Here is a 22409-nt window from a genome sequence, read left to right as displayed (position 1 = left end):
TGCGCGGTAGTTTCAGATTTAGGGGCAGTTATGGACCAGGTAGTGGGTAACGAAAATTCATCAGAGCAGAAACCGGTTAACGTCATTTGCATCAAGTGGGGTAAAAAGTATGGCCCCGATTACGTCAATACGTTGCATTCAATGGTCAGTCGCCACCTTAGTCGACCCTTTCGTTTTGTCTGTTTTACCGATGACTTTGAGGGTATCAATGACGAGATTGAAGTAAAAGCGATTCCTAAAATTGGTTTTAAAGACTTTGATGAACAAGTTCCGTGGGCAAAAGGTCACGGCTGGTTAAAGCTTACCTGCTTTGCAAACCCGCTTTATGATCTTGGAGGGCCAACGTTATTCCTGGATCTGGATATTATTATTGTTGGCAGCCTGGACGAATTCTTTGAGCCGGAAGGCGAATTTATGGTGATCAAAGAGTGGGATAAATCCGACGCTACCGGGAATACATCGGTATTTCGTTTCGATATTGGCGCGCACGAAGACGCATTAGAGCACCTGAAGAAAGATCCAGAAACGGCTACTGCTGACGTACGGAATGAACAGGAATACATTACGCATTTTGTTGACCGCCAAAACAAGTTGACGTACTGGCCGGAAAAGTGGTGCCGTAGCTTTAAGCGCCATTGTCTGCGCCCGTTCCCATTAAGCTTCTTCCAAGAGCCACGTATACCTGAAGACGCAAAAGTTATTATATTCCACGGCAAACCGCACCCGGATGACGCGCTGGAAGGCCGAAGCGGTAAATGGTATCGGAAAGTTCTGCCGACTAAGTGGATTGCCGAGTACTGGCGTTAAATTATATGCGATTGTGGATCTACGGAGTATTCATACGGCTGGTCACCCCAGCCGTTTTTGTCTGGTTGTGGCTACGCGGCAGAAAAGACAGCCGCTACCGTCAGAACTGGTCAGAACGGCTTGCGCTGGGCTCTGTTGATAAAAGGCAGCACGGCTGTGTGGTTATTCATAGCGTTTCCGTTGGCGAGACGTTAGCGGCGAAACGGTTAATTGAGCAGCTTTTGCGTCAGGAACCAGGCCAAAAAATACTTATTACCTGTATGACGCCAACGGCTCGGGAACTTATCCAGCAGCATTTTGGCGAGTTTGTCAGTTGTCACTATTGGCCGATAGACACGCCGGGTGCCGCAAAGCGTTTTGTTCATATGTTTAAACCTAAAGCCGTGTGGGTTATGGAAACCGAGCTTTGGCCGCAAATGTTGAACCAGCTTGCCAGAAATAATATTCCTGTCGCGTTGTTAAACGCACGACTATCGGCTCGTTCAGCTGCAGGTTATCGGCGTTTTCATTGGTTGATGAATACAGTCTGGAAACAGCTGACACTGGTTTCTGTTCAAAATAAAGAAACCGCGCGACGAATGAAGGTACTGGGCGTTCCCGGTGGCGTGCTCTTCGTGGACGGAAACCTTAAGTACGACATTGAGCTCTCTGAGAATGACATCAAAAAAGCATTGGCGTGGCAGCAAAGCTGTGTATCGCGACGGGTCTGGTTAGCCAGTAGTAGCCATCCAGGCGAGCATGAGGTGCTGTTAGAGGCACATAAACTGATTCAACAGGACTTAACTGATTCCTGTCTTATCATTGCACCGCGACACCCTGAGCAATTTGAGGTGGTAGCGCAAATGATACAGGAATCCGGGCTTAAGCTTGCCCGTAGAACCGAAAATAATACAGTACCTGAAGATTGTGATGTCCTTCTTGCTGACAGCATGGGGGAAATGATGCTTTGGGGGCAATTAGCCTCGGTGAGTTTTGTCGGCGGAAGTATTATTGAGCGAGGCGGGCACAACCCCCTTGAAGTTATCGCTGCTGGCTCCAATGTTATGTCGGGGCGGCACGTGTTCAATTTCCCACAAGTTTACGGTGAGCTGGCAAAAGCTAGTGCCGTGCAGTGGGTTAATAATGCCGGAGAAATTAAACAAGCTGTGGAGTTGATGCAGCAGACAGCTGTCATGAAAGCGCAACATGAAGCTGCTAAAAGCGTTTTACAAACGCACCAGGGTGCTACGTTAAGAGTATTAAGGCGGGCACTGGAATGTACTCTGACAGGAAGCGGTATGATAAAAACAGAGCAGAGTCCCCAAGGGCTTGTTCGCTACGACAGCGATATTTTTGAAACAATAGAAGATAAACATTTTACAGCCCAGTATTGGCAGCAACAGAAGTCGATTGCGGGAAACTCAACGGGGCGCGCAACAGTCTGGTTTATTCAGCAGGGTGATTTGGGACTTTTACTGCGTCATTATTATCGTGGTGGTTTAGTCGGTAAAATTAATAAAGATCGTTTTTTACGTGAACCTGCAGAAAAAAGTCGGGCTATTCATGAGTTCGATTTGCTATTGAAGCTGCGGGAAATTGGCTTGCCCGTTCCGCGCCCGGTAGCGGCTCGTATGGAAAAGACAGCGGTTTTCAGTTACAAAGCAGACATTCTGGTAGAAGTTATTCCGGGAGCTGTCGATGTTTTTCGTTTACTTCGTGAAAAGAAACTCTCTGCAGAGTTATGGCAAAAACTGGGAAGTGTTATTAAAGAGCTACACGATACCGGTGTCTACCATTCAGATTTAAATTGTCACAACCTTATGCTGGATGACAAAGACAAAGCCTGGATTGTCGATTTTGATAAATGCGATTTTCGAGAAAGCGGGGACTGGAAGGAAGCGAATATTCAGCGTTTGCTGCGCTCCTTACGCAAAGAAAAAGAAAAGAATGAGACTTTTTACTGGAAGGAGTCTCGTGACTGGCCAGAGTTATTAACGGGTTATCGCCGTTAAGCTTTAAACCATAAAAAAAGCCCCGGTCACTGAGTGAGCGGGGCTTTTTTATGCGCTAAGCACTGAATTAGTCGCGAACCTGACCGTTACCGGTCACCACGAATTTCTCAGTTGTTAGTGCTTCAAGACCCATTGGTCCGTATGCGTGCAGCTTACTGGTGGAGATACCAATTTCAGCACCTAAACCTAACTGACCGCCATCAGAGAAGCGAGAAGAGACATTTGCCATGGTAACGGCTGAGTCTACTTCACGAATGAAACGCTTAGCCGTTTCATCGTTTTCAGTGATAATAACTTCAGTATGACCGCTACCAAACTCCTGAATATGCTCAATAGCACCTTCGTAGTTGTCGACGGTGCGAACCGCAATCTCAAGAGCCAGGTATTCTTCACCAAAAGCGTCGTCTGCAATCTCATCAGCGCCATCAAAGTAACTTACTGAACGCTTATCGGCGTGAATGGTTACGTCTTTTTCAGCCAGAGCCTTAGCAGCCATAGGCAAGAACTTATCAGCAACGTCCTGATGAACCAGTAAACCTTCGAGCGCATTACAAACGCCGGTACGCTGAGTTTTACCATTAAGCAAAATGGCCAGAGCTTTATCAAGATCGGCGTCTTTATCCACATACAGGTGACAAACACCTTTGTAATGTTGGATGACTGGGATTTTACTGGTGTCGCTAACGAAGTGAATCAAGCCTTCACCGCCGCGAGGAATAACCAGATCGATATAGTCTTTCTGTTGCAGAAGTTCGGTCATCAATTCGCGGTCAGGTGTTGGCACCACAGTGATAACGTCCTTAGGCAGATTGCTGGCTTCTAATGCTTCGTGCAAGGCTTCAGCAATGGCTTTGCTGCTTTCAATAGCTTCACGGCCACAGCGCAAGATAACGGCATTACCTGACTTAAAGCACAGGGCTCCAGCGTCAGCTGTGACATTCGGACGTGCTTCGTAAATCATGCAGATAACGCCCAGAGGAATGCGCATTTTCTCGATTTTCATTCCATTAGGACGCTCATCCAGAACGTAGCTGTCGCCTACAGGATCTTTTAACGCAATGATCTCTTCAATGGCAGAGGCCATACCCTCGACACGCTCAGGTGTCAATTCCAGGCGATCCATCATCGCATCGCTCAGACCTTTCTCTTTCCCGGTAGCCAGGTCTTTTTTATTGACTTCAATAATTTTGTCCTGGCGTGCGCGAATTGCGTCTGCCATCTTCTGCAGTACGCTGTTTTTGTCTGCTTCAGATAAGGTTGCTACAGCGCGTGCCGCTTTTGCAGCGCGTTGTGAAATTTCTTTTGCTAATTGCTGGCTCATGCGTCCTCCAAAATCATTAGATCGTCACGGTGAATGACTTCTGTAATTGGGCTATAGCCAAATTTTTCAGCTATATCTTCCGTTTGCTGCCCTTTAATGTGCATCAGTTCATGTGCGCTGTACTGACAAATACCTTTTGCGATAGCGTCAGTATCGTTGGCGCTGCGAACCAGCACGGCGTCACCGCGATCAAAGTCACCTTGTACATCAACAATGCCTGAACTGAGTAGTGAGGCACCGTTCTCAATTAATGCTTTCTCTGCACCTTCATCAACCAATATTTCGCCTTGGGCGACCAGAGTATGTCTTAACCAATGCTTTTTGTTGCTAATTGGATCAGATTGACGACGGAATAATGTGCCGGGGATATCCCCCTGTAGTAACGATTCAAAAGTCTCACCTTTACGACCGTTAACTATGTAAGTATCGATACCGTGTGAAGTGGCTTTTTCTGCAGCTTCAACTTTTGTGCGCATTCCCCCGGTGCCGACAGAACTCACTGAACCACCGGCTAGTGAATAAATGCTTTCGTCAATTTGTTCAACCACCGGTATCTTTTTCGCGTCTGGATTCAGGTTCGGATCTGAGTCATACAGACCGTCGATATCGGAACAAATAAATAGGGCGTCGGCGTCAACCAAAGTCGCGATCATAGCCGACAAGTTATCGTTATCACCGACTTTCATTTCGTCGGTCGCAAGAGCATCGTTCTCATTTACTACGGGTAAAATGTCGTGCTCTAACAATCTATTCAGGGTGTTTTTAATGCTGACGTAGCGAGCTCGGTCGCGTAGGTCGCTGTGGGTCATTAGCAACTGGGCGCAGGGGGAATCGAAAAAGCGTGACCAGTAACCCATCATTTCATTTTGACCGACTGCAGACATTGCTTTACGCACGGCAACCGGTACTTTTTTGTGTTCAAAGTTAAAATGTTTGCGGCCGGCAGCAACGCTGCCTGACGAGACCAGGACAACTTCCTGTCCGCGTTCTCGACACTCGTTAATAAAGCGAGCTATGGGTAATAGGTATTTGGTGCTAACCCCAGTTTCATCTGGCGCGATGAGCGCACTCCCCACTTTCAGTACGGCTCTTCGCCAGGATGGCGCTTTCATAGAGACTCCCTTTTGTTGAATTCGTTAGTAGTCTAACAGATTGGCTGTCTAAGCTCCAGTGAGGCTCATAAGCCATACCTATTGTCAATATATTAGACAATAATTTAGATTTACAAGAAAAAAAGAGTTGTGGCTGGAAACTTTCTAACTTAAAGAGTTAATTTTCCGGCGGAGTATAGCCCTCAATTTCAGGGTTTTCTCCCTCGAATAAGAAAGCGGTCATTTGTTTTTCAAGAAACTCACGATCGGTAGGATCCATCATGTTTAACCGTCTTTCGTTTATCAGCATGGTTTGTTTCTTTTGCCACTCTCCCCAGGCTTCTTTTGATATGTGGTTAAAAATACGCTCACCTAACTCGCCTGGATAAAGCTGAAAATCGAGGCCTTCGGCTTCTTTTTGAAAATGCTCACAAAATACAGTACGGCTCATGCTGTTTTCACCTATTTAGTCATTAACTGCTCCATCAGTTTAACGGTTGGTGCTGCAAAGCCCAAGTCTTGATTAGTATTCGCTTTTACCCACAGGTTTTTTGCTTCGTTAAGCGAAGTCTCAGAGGGAGCAACGTCAATTAGCAGAGGCTTACAGTCCAGGTGGAAGTGGCTAAAGGTATGACGAAAAGGAGTCAGTTGCTGTCTTGCCAGCTCAGTGACGCCGTATTGTTGAGCTAAGGAAGGGATGTCCGTTTCCTCGTCGCATTGCGGAAAGCACCAAAGGCCGCCCCAAATGCCGGACTGAGGACGCTTTTCTAGCAAGAACTGCTGGTTATGCCGAAAAAGCAGCATATGTGTTGCTTTTACTGGTTTAATCTTTTTCGGCTTCTTTCCCGGGTATTGTGCTATTGTCTCCGTTGCCTTTGCAACACAGGTGCTATTGACAGGACATTGCTCGCAAAGCGGTTTACTGCGAGTACAAATCATTGCACCGATATCCATCATTGCCTGATTGTATGCGCCGGAGCCTTGTTTCGGAGTCAATTGTTCAGTCAGTTGCCACAGTTGCTTTAAAACATCTGCCTTACCAGGCCAGCCAGAGACAGCAAAATGACGTGCTAATACACGCTTAACGTTGCCATCCAGAATAGGTGCGTATTTACCGTGCCCAAGAGAGCGAATTGCGCCGGCTGTTGAGCGACCAACCCCGGGTAATTGTTCGAGTTCATGAACTTTTTTTGGAAATTCGCCGTTATATTGAGTGCAAACAAGTTTTGCAGTTTTATGAAGGTTTCGGGCTCTTGCGTAATAGCCTAATCCAGTCCATAAATTCAATACTTTGTCTTGTGGAGCTGAGGAGAGTTTCTGAACCGTAGGAAAGGTTTCCATAAAACGTTCGAAGTACGGAATAACGGTAGTAACCTGGGTTTGTTGCAGCATAATTTCTGACACCCAGACGCGATAGGGCGTGACGTTTTTCTGCCATGGCAGATGCTTGCGCCCGTATTGCTGAAACCAATTGAGAACCTGTGAGCTGAATGTCTGAGTCAACTGTAAATCTCTGCAAATAAAAGTGACTTAATTGAAAAATGTACTACTATTTATGACATATACAGTGTCTCATATTCCGAGCATGATTGTTATTGCAATTAAAAGGAGCTTTGCAATGAAAACCTTAAATTTAATCACTATATCTTTGCTAACCGCGGGGTTAACCGCTCCAGTTTTTGCACAGCAGACTGAGGTTGAGCAAAACGACTTTTATCTGGGCGCGCGCCTGGGTGCGTTTTCTGCCGACGACGATCGCGTTGCGGTAAAAAATGGGCAAGTATTCTCTGTTGATGACGGCTTCAAAACCATTACTTCAGGTGTTGAAGCCGGCATGATGTTTACCGAAGCATGGGAAGCCCGTGTTTATTATGACTATATGGAAGCCGACCTGGTTGGCGCAGGCGATGCATACGGTGACAGCTACGGTGTTGATGCGTTATACCACTTCAACAACAACTTTTATGCTGGTTTAGGTTTGAACAACACCGAAATTGGTGATGTTACAGATGTTGCTGCGCGAGTCACTCTTGGGCATCGCAGCTTTATTACCGATAATCTGGCATGGCGTGTTGAAGGTGGTGCTCAGCGTGGCTGGGAAGAAGACTACACGGAAATGTTCGCAAACGTTGGTTTGCAATGGTTCTTTGGCGGTCGTGACACGAGCCCTGAACCAAAAGCACGTCCAGAGCCACGTCCTGAACCTCAAAAAGCGGCACCTGAACCTAAATCTGTAGATTCTGATGGTGACGGCGTTGTTGATTCAAAAGACAAATGTGCCAATACGCCTAAAAATTATTCAGTAGATGAGACCGGCTGTATTCTTTATGAAAACGAGACTATTACCGAAGAGTTGCTGGTAGAGTTTGACTTAAACTCGTCCAGCATTCGCAGCGGTGAACGGTCAGATATCAAAGATATGGCAGAGTTCATGAAAGAGCATCCACAGTTAGATATCACTATTCACGGACACACGGATAGCACGGGCGAAGCGAAATATAACCAGTGGTTGTCTGAACGTCGTGCAGAAGCTGTTGCCAATGCACTTGTTAAACAACATGGTATTGAGAAAAGCCGCGTTGACTTCAAAGGTCACGGCGAATCTCAACCAAAAGTTCGTGAAAACAGTGCTGCTGACAGACAGGAAAACCGTCGCATAGAAGCAACATTGAAAGTCGTAAACCGGGTGCCTAAAACTCGTTAATACTGATTGTATTGATTGCTTGAAATAGCGATAATGGTTCTACTCTAAACAGGCCTGATTTTTCAGGCCTGTTTTTTTGGTATTAGCTAAGTCATTAATTTTCAGGAAAGTCATGAGCCATTTTAAAACTGCCGAAGAAGCCGCCGCTGCCGGAAAATATGTGAGAACAGTGCGGAGCTTTGTGAAAAGAGAAGGAAGACTGACAAAAGGGCAGGCTGCTGCAATTGAACGTCTTTGGCCTTCAGTAGGTTTAGCTCTGGAGAATGGCCGGTTGAATTTAGTTGAGGTGTTTGGCCGGCAAGCGCCGGTAACTCTGGAGATTGGTTTTGGCATGGGGCATTCATTGGTCGAAATGGCCGCTAATGCTCCTGAACGAGACTTTATTGGTATAGAAGTTCATGAGCCGGGTGTAGGCGCGTGTCTTATGGCTGTAGAGGATGCAGGGGTGAAAAACCTCCGGGTGTGTCATGAAGATGCGGTCGAAGTATTAAAACAATGCATTCCGGATAACAGTCTGAACTGCGTTCAAATTTTCTTTCCGGACCCCTGGCACAAGAAGCGCCACCATAAACGGCGCATCGTACAGCCCGAGTTTGTGCAATTATTAATTCAGAAAATTGAGACTGGCGGAGTCATTCATCTGGCAACAGACTGGGAAAACTATGCAGAGCATATGCTGGAAGTTTTGAGTGACGAACCCCGGTTAACGAATTTGTCGTCTTCAGGTGATTACGTACCACGTCCTGACAGCCGACCCAAAACCAAGTTTGAACGCCGTGGCGAAGGAAAAGGTCATGGTGTTTGGGACCTTCAGTTTAAAATAAACTAATCTGCCACGCTTCTGGGTTAATCCAGAAGCGTATCCAGAACCGAGTTTAAGAATCGGTGGCCGCGTTGAGTCAGTTGCCAGTTACGCCCGTCTTCTGCTACAAGCTCCAGAGTTTTCGCTTTCGCTAACTGCTTTGAGGCTAGCTCTGCAGAAAGAGCTGTGGTTTGTTCAAAGTTATTTTTACTAACCGGCTCCAGTAGGCGGAATTGGTTCATGAAAAACTCAAACAAGCGGTCATCTACTGCGACTTCTTTTAATTGATAACGCAGAGGCTTGGTTAAATCTAAATAGCCTTTGGGGTGCTTCACTTTTTCGCAACGCAGGATTTTATTTTGCGGAGGCAGAGTGACTTTGCTGTGGGCTCCGCAGCCAATACCTAAATAGTCGCCATATTGCCAGTAGTTACGGTTATGCCTGCTCTGATGGCCCGGTTTAGCGTAAGCGCTCACTTCGTACTGAGAATAACCTGCTGCTTCCAGAAGTTTATGACCCTGCTGATAAATTTCCCACAGTGTGTCGTCGTCCGGTAGTTCCGGAGGTTGGCTTGCGAATAGCGTGTTAGGCTCAATAGTTAATTGGTACCAGGAAATATGCGGCGGGTTCAGGGCAATGACCTGGCGTAGGTCGTCTAATGCCATTTCTACAGTCTGATCCGGTAAGCCATGCATAAGATCGAGATTAAAACTGGATAGCGGTAATTCACTTGCGTGAGTGGCTGCATCTTTTGCCTGCTGCGGATTGTGAATACGCCCCAGGCGTTGTAATTGGTGCTCCTGTAAGCTCTGAACACCAATAGACAACCGGTTGATGCCTGCGGCAACGAAAGCAGAGAATTTTTCGGTCTCAAAGGTTCCCGGGTTCGCTTCCATGGTCACTTCACAGTCGGAACTTAATGTCACTATTGAACGGACACCATCCATTAACTGCTGTATTGCTTTTGCGGATAATACACTCGGCGTGCCCCCGCCGATAAATATTGACTGAATTTCCCGATCCTGAACCCAGTCAAAGTCGGCTCGTAGGTCTTCTAAAAGACGCCCGACATAGCTTGCTTCGGGCACATCGCCGGTCAGTTTATGAGAATTAAAATCACAATAAGGGCACTTCTGAATACACCATGGAATGTGTATGTACAGAGACAGCGGTGGAAGCGTCAGAGGAGAAGTCATTCAGCCAATTGCTCCAGTAGTAGCTTTAACGCTTGTCCGCGGTGGCTGAGCCCTTGTTTTTCTGTTTTGCTTAATTGCGCTGCGGAACAGTTTTTTTCTTTAACCCAGAACACAGGGTCGTAACCGAAGCCTTCTTCACCAACCGGATGAGTTAATATGTGTCCGTCCCAGCGGCCCTGGCAGATGATTGGTGTCGGATCTTCTGCGCTTTGCATATAAACCAATACGCAATAAAAACTGGCCTGCCGCTGGTGCTCTTCAGTGCCCTCTAAAGCCTGTAATAATTTATTGATATTATCGGAGTCTGTCGCATTGGGACCAGCATAACGAGCAGAATAAACACCCGGAACGCCATTTAAAGCCTTAACGGCCAGACCTGAATCATCCGCAATAGCAGGTAACCCCGTTTGCCGGCAAGCGTGACGAGCTTTTATAATGGCATTTTCAACAAAAGTGGTGCCGGTTTCATCAGCCTCAGCGAAGTCCCACTCTGACTGCGGGCGAACTTGCCAGTCGGCGGTGGCATGTGTCTGACTTAACATGTGACGCAACTCGGCAACTTTTCCTGCGTTGCCGGTAGCCAGCACTAAGGTTTTTTGTGACGTCATAAGCGAACCTGTACCCTAATTATCAAGAGGCACAGGATAAAGGGTTTTAACGGGATTTGAAATCTAACATTAGCCTCTAAGTGAAACCTGCTATTATGAACAAGCAGAGACAAAGATAAGGAGATTCTATTTGGATTCGGCTAACACCTTGATTTTATTGTGTGGCTTGCTGCTGGTTGTCAGCATTTTAGCCGCTGTAGCATCCAACCGGCTGGGTGCACCTGTACTGCTGACCTTTTTGTTAATTGGAATGCTTGCGGGTGAGCAAGGTGTATTAGGTGTCGAGTTTAACAATCCGGATATTGCATTTTTTATTGGCTCTGCGGCTCTGGTTATTATTTTGTTTGACGGGGGCATGCGCACACACCCTGAGCGCTTTCGGGTAGCGCTCTGGCCGGCTATTAGCCTGGCAACCATAGGTGTCGCATTAACCTGTACTATGGTGGCTTCTGCAGCGGTGTATTGGTTTGGTTTACCCTGGCCTGCGGCTTTACTAATGGGAGCGATACTCAGCTCAACCGATGCCGCGGCGGTGTTTGGCATATTTCAGTCCCGCGGGTTGCAAATTAAAGAGCGGGTCGCATCTACCCTTGAGATAGAGTCGGGCAGTAACGACCCCATGGCCGTTATTCTAACTTTAACCATGACCGGTGCTGTAGCCAGCGGCAGCTTTCCCGACTGGTATTGGGTAGGCCTGGACATTGTTTGGCAGCTAATTGGCGGCCTCACCATAGGTTGGTTAGGTGGTCGGTTATTCATTATTGCGGCACGTAAGTTGCCTCTTAGTTTCAGCTTCTTTCCATTGCTCGCGGTAGCCTGCGCTATTTCCATTTATGCGCTAACAGCAAAACTCCATGCCAGTGGGTTTCTGGCGGTTTATTTAATGGGCTTTGTTATTGGTAATGCGAGGCTGCCTCAACTAGTACATATATTGCAAGTGCAGGATGGGCTCGCCTGGCTAAGTCAGATAGCCATGTTCCTTATTCTGGGGTTATTGGTTGTTCCTTCTCACTTAGTGGCTAACGCGCCGGTAGCCATTGGTATTGCCTTTACTTTAATTTTTATTGCCCGCCCGTTAGCTGTGGTTATTAGCTTATTGCCGTTTAGCTTTCCCTGGCGTGAACAAGTGTTTATTAGCTGGGTAGGCTTACGGGGTGCGGTTCCTATTATACTGGCGTTATTCCCCTGGTTGAGTGGCGTACCTGATCAAGAATTGTATTTTGATATCGCCTTTGTGGTAGTGATGATTTCACTCATTATTCAGGGGTGGAGCATTGCACCGGTAGCGCGTTGGTTAGGGCTTGAGGTGCCGCTAAAAGCTAGGCCTCAGCAGCGTATGCCACTATCATCGGTGCCCAGTAAAGAGGCGCTGGAGGTGTGGTTATACCGCATCGATAAACACTCGCCGGCTTGTGACCATACCTGGAAGGAACTAAAACTGACGGCGCCGGCTACTTTCGTGGGGTTAATTCGCGACGGAGAATGGTTGCAGCCAGAAACCCAGCCGATGGTGGAGGAGGGTGATGGCCTACTGGTTGCTGCGACGGTAAACGATATTGATGAGGTGAGCAGAATTTTAGCGTCAGGCGGTAAGGGCTTAAAAGTATCCGAGAAAGACTTCTTTGGTGACTTTACTTTGCGTGGCGATCTGACGTTGGCCGATGTCGGTAGCTTTTATCCTCTGGGTAATCTGGACGATGCTCTGCTGAGTACGACAATCGCTGATTACTTCTCGCAGAAATTCCATCGCCGCGTTGTTATTGGTGACAATATACGTTTGGGCGATGTCATTCTGACGGTAAGAAAAATCAGCGATAAAGGTGATATTCAGTCGATAGGCGTTAAGCCGGTTCAAAGCTAGTCGTTCAACCAGAACTCCTGGTTAAATTTAAACTGATGTTCACCAACCTGAATGGTAAAACGCAGGGTTTCGGCATTAGAGTGCTCAAACTGAGCCAGGTAATAACTGGCATCACCTTCAGTCACCTGTTGAAAATCGAGCTCCTGTATTTGTCCCAGCGGATTCACCACTTGTCCGGTTACCTCGGGTGTTTGCGCTTTTTGAGTCTTTTTATCCAATACCGCAATATTGAGAACGCCTTTTGATGCGCTGCGAGTTAAGTCGTATTGCGTCGCAATAGAAGGGGATAAAGAGGTGGAGTTAAAAGCGCTGTAGTGAACATCCCAGTCGCCCAGGGACTCTTTCTGTTCAGCCATAACAATGCCTGAAAATATTAAAGAAACGACCATTACTGTTTTAACAAAGAATGCTTTACTCATCACTTTTCCTCCACCAGTAGTATTAAACACCAATCAATATACGCAAAAACTGCAGTGCAATAATGACAACCAGTACCGATAAATCTAATCCTCCTATTGGAGGAAGAATTTTACGTACAGGCGCTAATAGCGGCTCTGTGATTTGGTGCAGCATGGCTTCTACCGGGTTGTACCCTTGTGAGAACCAGCTGAGTATTGCCCTAATAACCAGTACCCAGAACAACATTGACAGCAAACTGCTTACAGCCGTTAATACTCCCTGAATGACAATAACCAACGGACTAACAGCTAAGTCATTTAGCCAAACCAGGGCGGCGACTTTTAACATACCTAATGCCAAAGCAAAAATTAAGCTGGCTGTATCCAGCTTGCCCAGCATTGGCATAAAGCTGCGCAGCGGACCCACTACAGGCTGGGTTGCCTTATAAACAAACTGGCTGACCGGGTTATAAAAGTCAGCTTGAGTTAACTGCATCCAGAGTCGCAAAAGTACGATGACCAAATACAGGTCAATTATGGTTGCGACTAAAAATGTAAGGGCGTTATTCATAGTGACTCCTAAAAGAGTTTCGCCATTTCCTGATTACGGTTAACTGCGGCTTTTACGGCTTTTTCCGAAATGCCGTGTAGGTCAGAGTCTTGATATGCTTCAACACCCTTAGCCGTAGAGCCGCCTTTACTGGTGACTTGCTTGCGCAAATCCTCCAATGATAACTCACTTTCTTTAGCCATTTGTGCAGCGCCTAAACAGGTTTGCTGAACCATGGAGCGGGCTTTCTCGGCATCAAAACCAAGCTCGGTGGCAGCTTTTGCCAGGCTGTCCATAAACTCGAAAAAGTAAGCTGGCCCACTGCCTGCTACGGCGCCAAGAATATCGAGTTGATCTTCGTCACTAACCCAGAGTGTTTCACCTACGCCGTTAAAGGCTTCGGTTACAAAGTTTTTATCCGCTTCGTCTACAGAGTTGTCCGTAACTAAACCAGACATGCCCTGACCTACCAGTGACGGCGTATTTGGCATAACACGGATAATACGGATGTTTTCCCCTAAATACTCGCGATATTTAGGAATACGAATACCAGCAGCAATAGTGATGATGAGCTTGTCAGTTAAGTTGTGAACGTTTTCACGTAAGTGAGCGCAAACTTCTGCCATTAACTGAGGCTTAACCGACAGTACGATAGCGTCCGCGTTCTTCACCACTTCCAGATTATCGTTGCTGGTATTCACACCCAGATCCGACTTCATTTTTTCTAATTTGGCATCACTGGGATTACTGACCCAGACTTTGTCAGCGGGATAACCGCTTTTGCACATACCGCCGACAATGCTTTGTGTCATGTTTCCTGCGCCAATAAAGGCAATATTCCGAATGTCGTTCATTAGGACTCCCGTTCTCCAAAAATTGCTGTTCCAATACGTACCATGTTAGCACCCTCAAGTACCGCTTGTCGCATATCACCCGACATCCCCATGGATAAGGTATCAATTTGCTCGCCATAAGTTTGTTGCAACTTTTGGTAGAGCTTATACATGTGTTGAAAACTTTCTTTCCGTTCGTCTTCTGCTGTCCCGGCTTTAAGAATAGTCATTAAACCGCGTAACTTGAGTTTAGGGCAATTCATAACGTATTCCGCTAAAGCATCAACCTGCTCGGGAGCTAACCCCGATTTGTTGTCGTCATCATCAATATTAACCTGCAATAACAGGTTGAGCTGTTGAGAATCGTCGGGGCGCTGCTCATTGAGACGACGAGCGATTTTTTCCCGCTCTACGCTCTGTACCCAGTCAAAGTGCTGAGCTATGTCTTTGGTTTTGTTCGACTGAACCGGGCCAATAAAATGCCACTGCACCGGCTCGGTAGTTTGTTCTTTTAGCTGAGTAATTTTATCAACGGCTTCCTGAACATAGTTTTCGCCGAAATGCATTTGTCCGGCGGCAATAGCGGCTTTTATTGCTTCCAAAGAGTGCTTTTTACTCACCGCCAACAATCTTATTGACTGCGGGTGTGGCGATTCTTCAGATAAAATCTGCAATTGCTGACGTATTTCCGCGAGATTATTTGTTATCTTTTCTGCTACCTTAGTTGTCATTGCCACCGTCATCTCACTTATTCAGGGATTAGATATATGAATGTTAACGAATTACTGGCCTTTAGTGTGAAACAAAATGCCTCGGACTTACATTTGTCCTCCGGCAGTGTCCCTATGATTAGAGTGGATGGGGACATTCGTCCGCTAAATCAACCCGAACACCAGCCGGATGAGCTGAAAGACATGTTGTTTGAGGTGATGACCAAAGGCCAGTGGCAGGAGTTTGAAGAAAAGTTCGAGTGTGATTTTTCATTTGAAATTGAAGGCGTTGCGCGTTTCCGCGCCAACGTTTTCACGCAGCGTAAAGGCATCGCAGCGGCTTTTCGTATGATACCTGCCGAAGTCACCACTTTAGATCAACTGGATGCCCCGGAAATATTTAAGGACATTGTCAGTGCCAACCGGGGATTAGTGTTGGTAACCGGACCGACCGGCTCGGGTAAATCAACCACATTGGCCGCCATGGTTAATTATTTAAACCAGACCCGGGCGCTGCATATTTTGACTATAGAAGACCCTATTGAATTTGTGCACGATAACCAGAAAAGCCTGGTCAGCCAGCGTGAAGTTCATCGGGATACTCGCAGTTTCAGTGCGGCTCTGCGTTCAGCACTGCGTGAAGACCCTGATGTGATTCTGGTGGGTGAAATGCGCGATTTAGAAACCATTCGTTTGGCCATGACGGCAGCTGAAACCGGGCATTTGGTTTTAGGTACTTTGCATACAACCTCTGCACCAAAAACCATTGACCGTATTATTGATGTGTTCCCGGGGGATGATAAACCGATGATCCGTTCCATGCTGTCGGAATCTTTGCGTGCGGTTATCTCGCAGAGCCTGCTGAAACGAGTGGGTGGCGGTCGTGTCGCCGCACATGAAATTATGCTGTCGTCGCCAGCTATTAAGAACTTGATTCGGGAAGACAAAGTGGCGCAAATGTACTCTTCTATTCAAACCGGAGCTGAGCGGGGTATGCAAACATTAGATCAGGCACTCAAGAAATTACTGGCCCGTGGCGATATAGAAGCAGAAGAGGCGCGCCGCTGTGCGGTGACTAAAGAGGATTTCTAATGCTAATACGGAGCGTTTGGCTGCTTCTGCTGTTGGCTGTGGCGTTTAGCGCATCTGCCCAGCAGACAACACGAGTGGCTTTTGGCTGTTGCATTGACCATACCAAGCGACAGGAAGTCTGGGATGCCATTAATCATGCGCAGCCTGAAGTGTTTGTGTTCCTGGGCGATACTATCGATGAGAACGCCGGTGACATGGATGACTTACTGGATGCTTATGAGGTGTTCAACCGTTACAGGGGGCCTCGGGTTCTAAGGCGCAACTCTGCGGTGATGTCGGTCTGGAACCGCAACGATTACAGTCTGGATAGCAAGAGCGGAAAAGATAACCCCAATCGTTATGCCGTTCGCAACCACTTTCTGACTTTCTGGCGTGAGCCGGCAACCTCGGAACGGTTGTTCCAAAAGCACGGTATCGCTAAGAGCGTAATTTTTGGGAACGAATCGCAACGCGTGCAGGTGATTGTTCTGGACGGCCGCTGGAACCGCGACCCATTGAGTCAGGTGGGTTGGGTAGAGCGTCAGACTCGTCGGTTTAATGCTGACTTAGGTCCTTATCAGTCGAACAACACTGGCGATTTGCTGGGTGATGAACAGTGGCAGTGGCTTGCGGAGCAATTACAACAGCCTGCCGAAGTCCGCATTATTATGAGCGCAACACCGGTAATAGCTCCTGCTAACGGCTATGACAGCTGGGCACTTTACCAGCGTGAACAGAAACGTTTAAAAGAGCTGCTGACCGAACTGAAGCCTTCTGGGTTACTCTTGGCCAGTGGTGACAGATTGTTCGGCGAGTTCGCTAAGTCAGATGAGTTCCTGCCTTATCCACTCTGGCAGGTGACGCCGGGGTCTATTAATTTTGACGGTGAAACGCCTTACTCATCTGTTTATCGTGACGGTGAGGCTTATGCCGAAAGCCGTTATGGGCAAATTGAAATTATTTGGAAAGAGCAGCCGGAACTGGAGTTAACACTTCGCGATGTTGACGGCCGGCCGCTCGACACTCGTCGTATTAACCTCAGTCAGTTACAACCAGACTAGGCGGTTTGCGGTGTTTTGTCGCTTGCTCATAGGCAAACGCCGCTTCTATAAGGGTTGCCTCAGAGCGTGCAGCACCAAAGAAGCTGATACCTACCGGCAGGGCGGGTTCGCCTCCAATTTGAATATAACCCATAGGCACTGATATGTGCGGGTACCCGGCAACCGCCGCAGGTGAACTGGCCGATCCTGAGTAGTTGTCACCAAGTACGTGATCAATTTTCCAGGCAGGGCTTGTCGTCGGGGCTATTAGTAGGTCGATATTGTTCTCCTGAAGCATGGCATCGATGCCTTCTTTACCCGCCAGTTTTTTACTTTTGGCCAACGCTTTCTGGTAAGCGGCTTCGTCATCCTGAGCCTCTGCCATTTCAAAAAGCTCCTGACCGAACAGTGGCAGCTCTTGCTCAGAAAGATCGTTATTTGCCGCTATCATGTCACCTAAATTGTCATAAGGCAGATTCGTACTGTCCAGATAAGCCGCCATATCCTGTTTAAACTCATACAGCAGCACGGTAAATTCATCACCGCCATATTCACCGTAGGTTGCCATTTCTACGTCAACGATCTCAGCTCCCTGAGCTTTCAAAACCGAAAGTTGTCGTTCGAACTGTTGGTCGAGTAATTCGTTATAACCCATTAAGTTGCGAACCACACCAATACGCTTACCTTCGAGTCCGTCTGCTTTTAAATGCGAGGCAAAATTCGTTTCAGTACGATAGCCCGCGGGGTCATCTGGATCGTAAGCTTGCATCGCATCCAGCATTAAGGTGGCTCCGGCTACGCTGCGGGCCATTGGGCCTGCGGTATCCTGGCTATGAGAAATAGGAATAATGCCGTCACGACTGATAAGACCCAGCGTAGGCTTGATGGTAACAATGCCATTAACCGCGGCCGGACAGGTTAGCGAGCCGTCGGTTTCGGTACCTACCGCAAGTGCGACTAAATCGGCGGCAACGGCGGTGGCGGAACCTGCACTGGAGCCACAAGTGGAACGAGTTGTGTCATACGGATTGACGGCCTGACCGCCAATGGCACTCCAGCCCGAGCTCGAGCGGGTAGAGCGAAAATTCGCCCACTCACTTAAGTTGGCTTTGCCTAGAATAATAGCGCCGGCATCACGTAACTGTTCTACAAGAAAGGCATCATCTTCCGGGTAGTTTTCTGCGAATAATAATGACCCCCCGGTATTCGCCATGCCGTCGGCGGTATCAATGTTGTCTTTTAAAATAACAGGAATACCGTGTAATGGACCGCGAATCTCGCCTTGTTCGCGCTCGGCATCAAGCCGTCTGGCATCTGTCAGAGCATTCCCGTTGACGCTGTTTACCGCTCGTAAGTTCGCACCCTGACGATTATGGGTATTAATGCGTTGCAGGTAATATTGTGTGAGTTGTTCGGCGCTTAAATCACCATTGGTCATGGCGTTTTGCAACTCAATAACAGAGGCATCCTGCCAGGAAAACTTGTCTTGCTCCGTCGGCTGTGTCTGACAGGCCGATAAGGTCAGAATAAATAGAAATGCAACGAGTTGTCTCATGCCAAAGCCTTTGTTGTTTTTATGTTTTTCATAAAGTGGCATAACTTTTCCTGTAAGGCGAGTCATGTGAATAAAAATCAGGTAAAATAGCGTCAATTGTCGATAAAGAGCGGAAATTGGTTAGCACTATGCGGGTATTGGGTATTGAAACGTCTTGTGACGAAACGGGTGTTGCGGTGTACGAAACCGAAAAAGGCTTATTAGCACACCAGTTGTACTCGCAGGTGAAACTGCATGCCGACTACGGCGGCGTAGTGCCCGAGCTGGCATCGCGTGACCATGTACGTAAAACCTTACCGCTGATTAAAGCAGCGCTTAAAGAAGCCGGTATCACTCATCAGCAACTGGACGGCATTGCCTATACCATGGGGCCTGGGTTAGTCGGTGCTTTACTCGTGGGTGCCTGCATCGGCCGCAGTCTGGCCTTTGGCTGGAATTTGCCGGCAGTGGGTGTTCACCATATGGAAGGGCATTTGCTGGCTCCTATGCTGGAAGAGAACCAACCCGAATTCCCGTTCGTTGCTTTACTAGTGTCTGGTGGTCACACTCAATTGGTTCAGGTAAAAGGAATAGGCGATTACCATTTACTGGGTGAATCAGTGGACGACGCGGCAGGTGAGGCTTTCGATAAAACCGCTAAGCTGATGGGGCTGGATTATCCCGGAGGACCACGATTGGCGGCTCTGGCAGAACAAGGTAACAGTGACCGATTTACTTTCCCCAGACCAATGACAGACAGGCCTGGGCTTAACTTTTCATTCAGTGGCCTGAAAACCTCTGCGGCCAACACTTTGGCTGCTAATGACCATGATGAGCAGACCCTGGCGGATATTGCGCGGGCATTTGAAGATGCGGTGGTCGATACCCTGGTTATTAAATGTCGCCGTGCGCTAAAAGAAACCGGCTACAAGCGTTTGGTCGTTGCTGGTGGTGTCAGTGCCAATAAACATTTACGCGCCAAACTGGAAGCTTTACTGGAAAAACAAAAGGGCCAGGTGTTTTATCCCCGCACGGAGTTCTGCACCGACAACGGCGCGATGATTGCCTTAGCGGGCGCTCTGCGTTTAGAAGCAGGGGAACGTGAGTCACTTGCAGTAAAAACACACCCAAGATGGCCGATGACAGATTTAAAACCGATGGCAGTGGCTAGCGACGCCGTTTAAAGGCTTTTTCTTCGCCGGAAGACAATCGCAAAATATTGGCCTGGTGACGCCATAGTATCAATAGCGAAATCATAATAACCGGCACCGTGTATTGGGGTTTTATCCAATAGGCATAAAAGGGAGCCAGACAAACGGTTACTAGTGCCGCCAGAGACGATACTCTGCTAATACGGAAAACCAGTAACCAGGTTGCAATAAGCAGCAAAGCCATCTCCCAGGCTACCGGAAACATAGCCCCTAATGCGGTAGCAACTGCTTTGCCGCCACGAAAATGGAAGTAGAGCGGGAAAATGTGGCCAAGGCAGGCTGCAACGGCAATTAAGCCAAGGAAAAATGGTTCAATGCCTAAAAAATAAGAACCCCAGACCGGAACCATACCTTTTAAAACATCAAACCATAGAGTTAATAACGCAGGAACTTTTCCGCCAACCCGGTAAACATTGGTTGTTCCGGGGTTGCCCGAGCCTTCTTTGCGCGGGTCAGGTAAGCCCCAGAGCCGGCAGATAACCACAGCACTACTGATAGAGCCCAGAAGGTAGGCTGAAAGTATCATCAGTAAAGTAAGCGCTGTCATGGGGTACGAATCCCTCGTTTGTTAAGGTAGACTGCGATTAAAAGTCAATGCTCCTAGAATAAGCGGTTTTTTGGGCAATTACCACGGGTTAACACAAATGGAACAAGCAGATATTGATGTCGTTAGCATTGAGGGTCTAACTGTAGAGACCATCATTGGTGTCTATGATTGGGAAAAAGAAAAAAAACAGCGGTTGGTGCTGGATATTCAGATGAGCTGGGACAACCAGCGCGCGGCAACTACTGATAATATTGACGACGCTTTAGATTATGCACTGGTGAGCGAGCGGGTGTCTGGCTGGGTAGCAGAAAAGCCGCGTCAGCTAATAGAAACGGTCGCCGAAGGTGTTGCCAGCCTCATTTTAAATGAGTTCGGAGTACAGAACGTTGAAGTGCGGGTGGCTAAACCCGGAGCTGTGCCTAATGCTAAAACGGTCGCCGTAAGCGTTCGCCGAAGTGTTTTCGACAGCCCATTTGGTTAAGAGGATAAGTTGTGGCGCAAGTTTTTCTCGGAATAGGCTCTAATACGGATCGTGAAAAACACATTCGTGCGGGCTTAGAAGCAATTGCCAAAAGCTTTGACTGGCGTCAACGTTCAAGAATTTTTTGCAGCGCTTCGGTGGGGTTTTCCGGCAGTGATTTTTACAACCTGGTGGTCGAGGTAGAAACTGACCTTTCTGTTACCGAAGTTCTGGCCGAGTGTAAGCGCATTGAACAGGAAAACGGACGGGTTCCGGGCAGTGCCAAGTTCAGCCCGCGAACCTTAGACATTGACGTTTTATTGTACGATGACGTTATTCGGGAGCTACAGCCGCAGTTGCCTCGTGGTGAAATTCTTGAAAATGCTTTTGTGCTCTGGCCGCTGGCTGAAATTGCCGGAAGGCGTCTGCATCCGCTTTTAAATGTAAGCTACCAGCAGTTGTGGGAGCAATACCAGCAGACCCATAAAGACTCGCCACAACAATTAGAGCCGATTAGTGACACTCATTGGCTGGAAGATTAACTCACTGCCTCAGCCAGTATTTGTTCACGCTGTTCGCGTAAAGCATCGCCCAGGGCTTTACCGGTAAAGCCTTGCTGCTGCAAAGTCTCAGCATTAAGCGCTGCTGCTTTTTTTGCCCCCGAACGTAACTTTTTATGCTGATCCGCGATACTTTGCTGTTGCGTGGATTTACTATATTCAGCTTGCCTTAACTGCAGTAACTGTTCGAGCTTTTCGGGACGACGCCAATAGTCAATTTGTTTTAGTATCGCTGCTAGCTGGACTTTTTCGGGGAGCTCCGGTGAAGTAATAAAATCCTCATGATTTCTAGCCAGCAAAGCGCAGTCACGGTAATGATTCGGAATAGCCAGTTGCCGACAGAACTGCTTCAGGTTCTCAGGAGTTGCCTGCTCTATAAACAAGCTGGCAAATCTGAGTGTCGTAGAATCGGAATAAGCTGATGTTCTTTGCAAACGCTGCAATTGTGAATCATCGGCGGTTATTCCGGGCAACACCTGAGAAAGCCCCTGTATGTCTTTAAGCAGAGTTAAAAAAACGGTTGGCGTTTGGGTTGCCAGCGACTTCTCCCATTCCCGCCAGACCCGCTCCGGGACTAAGTGGCGGAGCTCCTGACTGGCTGACATTTCTTGCAGCAGTTGCAGAGTTTCCCCGGCCACGGTAAAACCTAAGTGAGCAAAACGCGCGGCAAAGCGTGCCACTCTTAATACCCGTAGCGGATCCTCGGTAAAAGCCTCAGAAACATGACGTAATTTACGGTCTTCAACGTCCTGTACGCCATTGTATGGATCGACTATCTTGCCGCTTTCGCTTTGTGCTATAGCGTTAATGGTTAAATCCCGACGCGCCAGGTCATCCTCTAAAGTGACTTCAGGAGAGGCGAAAACGTCAAAACTGGTGTGGCCCTTGCCGGATTTTCGTTCAGTGCGGGCCAGTGCGTATTCTTCGCGGGTGCTGGGGTGCAGGAATACCGGAAAGTCTTTGCCGACTTGCTGAAACCCTTGTTTTAATAAATCTTCTGCACGGGAACCCACCACGACCCAGTCACGTTCGTGCACGGGTAATTTCAGAAGTTTGTCGCGTACTGCGCCGCCAACTAAGTATACGTCCACTGCTCACCTCAACTTTGTTTGGC

23 protein-coding genes are annotated in these 22409 nt (G+C 47.8%); 10 read left to right on the top strand and 13 right to left on the bottom strand.

Going from position 1 to position 22409, the window contains the following annotated elements; translation table 11 throughout:
* The first annotated feature begins 30 nt into the window (after positions 1–30).
* Complete coding sequence (locus tag U0358_RS10190) at positions 31–807, top strand: glycosyltransferase (RefSeq protein WP_322406174.1); 777 nt, start codon at positions 31–33, stop codon at positions 805–807.
* 5 nt (positions 808–812) lie between these two features.
* Positions 813–2798 (top strand): 3-deoxy-D-manno-octulosonic acid kinase, encoded by a 1986-nt coding sequence (locus tag U0358_RS10185; protein ID WP_322406173.1) that lies wholly within the window; start codon positions 813–815, stop codon positions 2796–2798.
* 67 nt (positions 2799–2865) lie between these two features.
* Here the strand turns inward: U0358_RS10185 and U0358_RS10180 are convergent, their stop codons facing one another.
* The 4 genes from U0358_RS10180 to mutY all read right to left on the bottom strand — a co-directional run bounded on the left by U0358_RS10180 (position 2866) and on the right by mutY (position 6713).
* Positions 2866–4119 carry a glutamate-5-semialdehyde dehydrogenase gene (locus tag U0358_RS10180; protein WP_317497276.1) on the bottom strand — a complete coding sequence of 418 codons (1254 nt, stop codon included), beginning with the start codon at positions 4117–4119 and terminating at the stop codon, positions 2866–2868.
* Positions 4116–5231, bottom strand: coding sequence for a glutamate 5-kinase (gene proB / locus U0358_RS10175; protein WP_317497275.1), 1116 nt, complete (start codon positions 5229–5231; stop codon positions 4116–4118). Before proB ends, U0358_RS10180 begins: the two co-directional genes overlap by 4 nt.
* A gap of 157 nt (positions 5232–5388) precedes the next feature.
* On the bottom strand, positions 5389–5661 hold the full coding sequence (locus tag U0358_RS10170) for an oxidative damage protection protein (RefSeq protein WP_322406172.1): 273 nt from the start codon (positions 5659–5661) through the stop codon (positions 5389–5391).
* Positions 5662–5672: 11 nt separating this feature from the next.
* A complete protein-coding gene (mutY, locus tag U0358_RS10165; protein ID WP_322406171.1) occupies positions 5673–6713 on the bottom strand; it encodes an A/G-specific adenine glycosylase in 1041 nt (346 codons plus the stop codon).
* A 115-nt stretch (positions 6714–6828) separates the two neighbouring features.
* Here mutY and U0358_RS10160 point away from each other — a divergent pair, with 115 nt between their 5' ends.
* Positions 6829–7914 carry an OmpA family protein gene (locus U0358_RS10160; RefSeq protein WP_322406170.1) on the top strand — a complete coding sequence of 362 codons (1086 nt, stop codon included), beginning with the start codon at positions 6829–6831 and terminating at the stop codon, positions 7912–7914.
* Positions 7915–8026: 112 nt separating this feature from the next.
* Positions 8027–8743, top strand: a complete 717-nt coding sequence (gene trmB / locus U0358_RS10155; protein ID WP_322406169.1) for a tRNA (guanosine(46)-N7)-methyltransferase TrmB — start codon at positions 8027–8029, stop codon at positions 8741–8743.
* Between the two features lie 17 nt (positions 8744–8760).
* Here the strand turns inward: trmB and hemW are convergent, their stop codons facing one another.
* Both hemW and rdgB read right to left on the bottom strand, forming a co-directional pair.
* Positions 8761–9912 carry a radical SAM family heme chaperone HemW gene (gene hemW / locus U0358_RS10150; RefSeq protein ID WP_322406168.1) on the bottom strand — a complete coding sequence of 384 codons (1152 nt, stop codon included), beginning with the start codon at positions 9910–9912 and terminating at the stop codon, positions 8761–8763.
* The gene (gene rdgB / locus U0358_RS10145; protein ID WP_317497269.1) at positions 9909–10520 is read right to left on the bottom strand and encodes an RdgB/HAM1 family non-canonical purine NTP pyrophosphatase; all 612 of its coding nucleotides are present in this window, start codon (positions 10518–10520) and stop codon (positions 9909–9911) included. Before rdgB ends, hemW begins: the two co-directional genes overlap by 4 nt.
* 130 nt (positions 10521–10650) lie before the next feature.
* Here rdgB and U0358_RS10140 point away from each other — a divergent pair, with 130 nt between their 5' ends.
* Complete coding sequence (locus U0358_RS10140; RefSeq protein WP_317497268.1) at positions 10651–12381, top strand: potassium/proton antiporter; 1731 nt, start codon at positions 10651–10653, stop codon at positions 12379–12381.
* On the opposite strand, the gene U0358_RS10135 is transcribed toward U0358_RS10140, so the two are convergent.
* Genes U0358_RS10135 through U0358_RS10120 form a run of 4 tightly spaced genes read right to left on the bottom strand, consistent with a single transcriptional unit; the run spans position 12378 to position 14893 of the window.
* Positions 12378–12800 carry a DUF4426 domain-containing protein gene (locus tag U0358_RS10135; protein ID WP_322406167.1) on the bottom strand — a complete coding sequence of 141 codons (423 nt, stop codon included), beginning with the start codon at positions 12798–12800 and terminating at the stop codon, positions 12378–12380. The two genes, U0358_RS10140 and U0358_RS10135, sit on opposite strands and share 4 nt — an antisense overlap.
* A gap of 22 nt (positions 12801–12822) precedes the next feature.
* Entirely contained in the window at positions 12823–13350 is a 528-nt protein-coding gene (locus U0358_RS10130) for a YggT family protein (protein WP_317497266.1), read from the bottom strand.
* 8 nt (positions 13351–13358) lie between these two features.
* On the bottom strand, positions 13359–14183 hold the full coding sequence (gene proC, locus U0358_RS10125; protein WP_322406166.1) for a pyrroline-5-carboxylate reductase: 825 nt from the start codon (positions 14181–14183) through the stop codon (positions 13359–13361).
* Positions 14183–14893 carry a YggS family pyridoxal phosphate-dependent enzyme gene (locus U0358_RS10120; protein ID WP_317497264.1) on the bottom strand — a complete coding sequence of 237 codons (711 nt, stop codon included), beginning with the start codon at positions 14891–14893 and terminating at the stop codon, positions 14183–14185. The genes proC and U0358_RS10120 overlap by 1 nt, the downstream gene beginning before the upstream one ends.
* Before the next feature lie 36 nt (positions 14894–14929).
* Here U0358_RS10120 and U0358_RS10115 point away from each other — a divergent pair, with 36 nt between their 5' ends.
* The gene (locus U0358_RS10115) at positions 14930–15964 is read left to right on the top strand and encodes a type IV pilus twitching motility protein PilT (RefSeq protein WP_317497263.1); all 1035 of its coding nucleotides are present in this window, start codon (positions 14930–14932) and stop codon (positions 15962–15964) included.
* Positions 15964–17004, top strand: a complete 1041-nt coding sequence (locus U0358_RS10110; RefSeq protein WP_322406165.1) for a metallophosphoesterase family protein — start codon at positions 15964–15966, stop codon at positions 17002–17004. Before U0358_RS10115 ends, U0358_RS10110 begins: the two co-directional genes overlap by 1 nt.
* Here U0358_RS10110 and U0358_RS10105 read toward each other — a convergent pair.
* Positions 16982–18580: an amidase gene (locus U0358_RS10105; protein ID WP_322406164.1), complete on the bottom strand. Its 1599-nt coding sequence runs from the start codon at positions 18578–18580 to the stop codon at positions 16982–16984. The genes U0358_RS10110 and U0358_RS10105 overlap by 23 nt on opposite strands.
* Before the next feature lie 86 nt (positions 18581–18666).
* Here U0358_RS10105 and tsaD point away from each other — a divergent pair, with 86 nt between their 5' ends.
* Positions 18667–19701 carry a tRNA (adenosine(37)-N6)-threonylcarbamoyltransferase complex transferase subunit TsaD gene (gene tsaD, locus U0358_RS10100; RefSeq protein ID WP_322407475.1) on the top strand — a complete coding sequence of 345 codons (1035 nt, stop codon included), beginning with the start codon at positions 18667–18669 and terminating at the stop codon, positions 19699–19701.
* On the opposite strand, the gene plsY is transcribed toward tsaD, so the two are convergent.
* Positions 19685–20275 carry a glycerol-3-phosphate 1-O-acyltransferase PlsY gene (gene plsY, locus U0358_RS10095; RefSeq protein WP_317497260.1) on the bottom strand — a complete coding sequence of 197 codons (591 nt, stop codon included), beginning with the start codon at positions 20273–20275 and terminating at the stop codon, positions 19685–19687. The genes tsaD and plsY overlap by 17 nt on opposite strands.
* A gap of 97 nt (positions 20276–20372) precedes the next feature.
* Between plsY and folB the strand changes: the two genes are divergently transcribed.
* Complete coding sequence (gene folB, locus U0358_RS10090; RefSeq protein WP_317497259.1) at positions 20373–20756, top strand: dihydroneopterin aldolase; 384 nt, start codon at positions 20373–20375, stop codon at positions 20754–20756.
* A gap of 11 nt (positions 20757–20767) precedes the next feature.
* Entirely contained in the window at positions 20768–21277 is a 510-nt protein-coding gene (folK, locus tag U0358_RS10085) for a 2-amino-4-hydroxy-6-hydroxymethyldihydropteridine diphosphokinase (RefSeq protein WP_322406163.1), read from the top strand.
* Here folK and U0358_RS10080 read toward each other — a convergent pair.
* Positions 21274–22386, bottom strand: coding sequence for a tRNA nucleotidyltransferase/poly(A) polymerase-related protein (locus U0358_RS10080; protein WP_322406162.1), 1113 nt, complete (start codon positions 22384–22386; stop codon positions 21274–21276). The two genes, folK and U0358_RS10080, sit on opposite strands and share 4 nt — an antisense overlap.
* Between the last annotated feature and the right edge of the window lie 23 nt (positions 22387–22409).

Source organism: Idiomarina sp. PL1-037, from assembly GCF_034422975.1.
Lineage (GTDB): Bacteria > Pseudomonadota > Gammaproteobacteria > Enterobacterales > Alteromonadaceae > Idiomarina.
The sequence above is the reverse complement of the archived record's forward strand: the minus strand, read 5'-3'. Positions and strand labels throughout refer to the sequence as shown.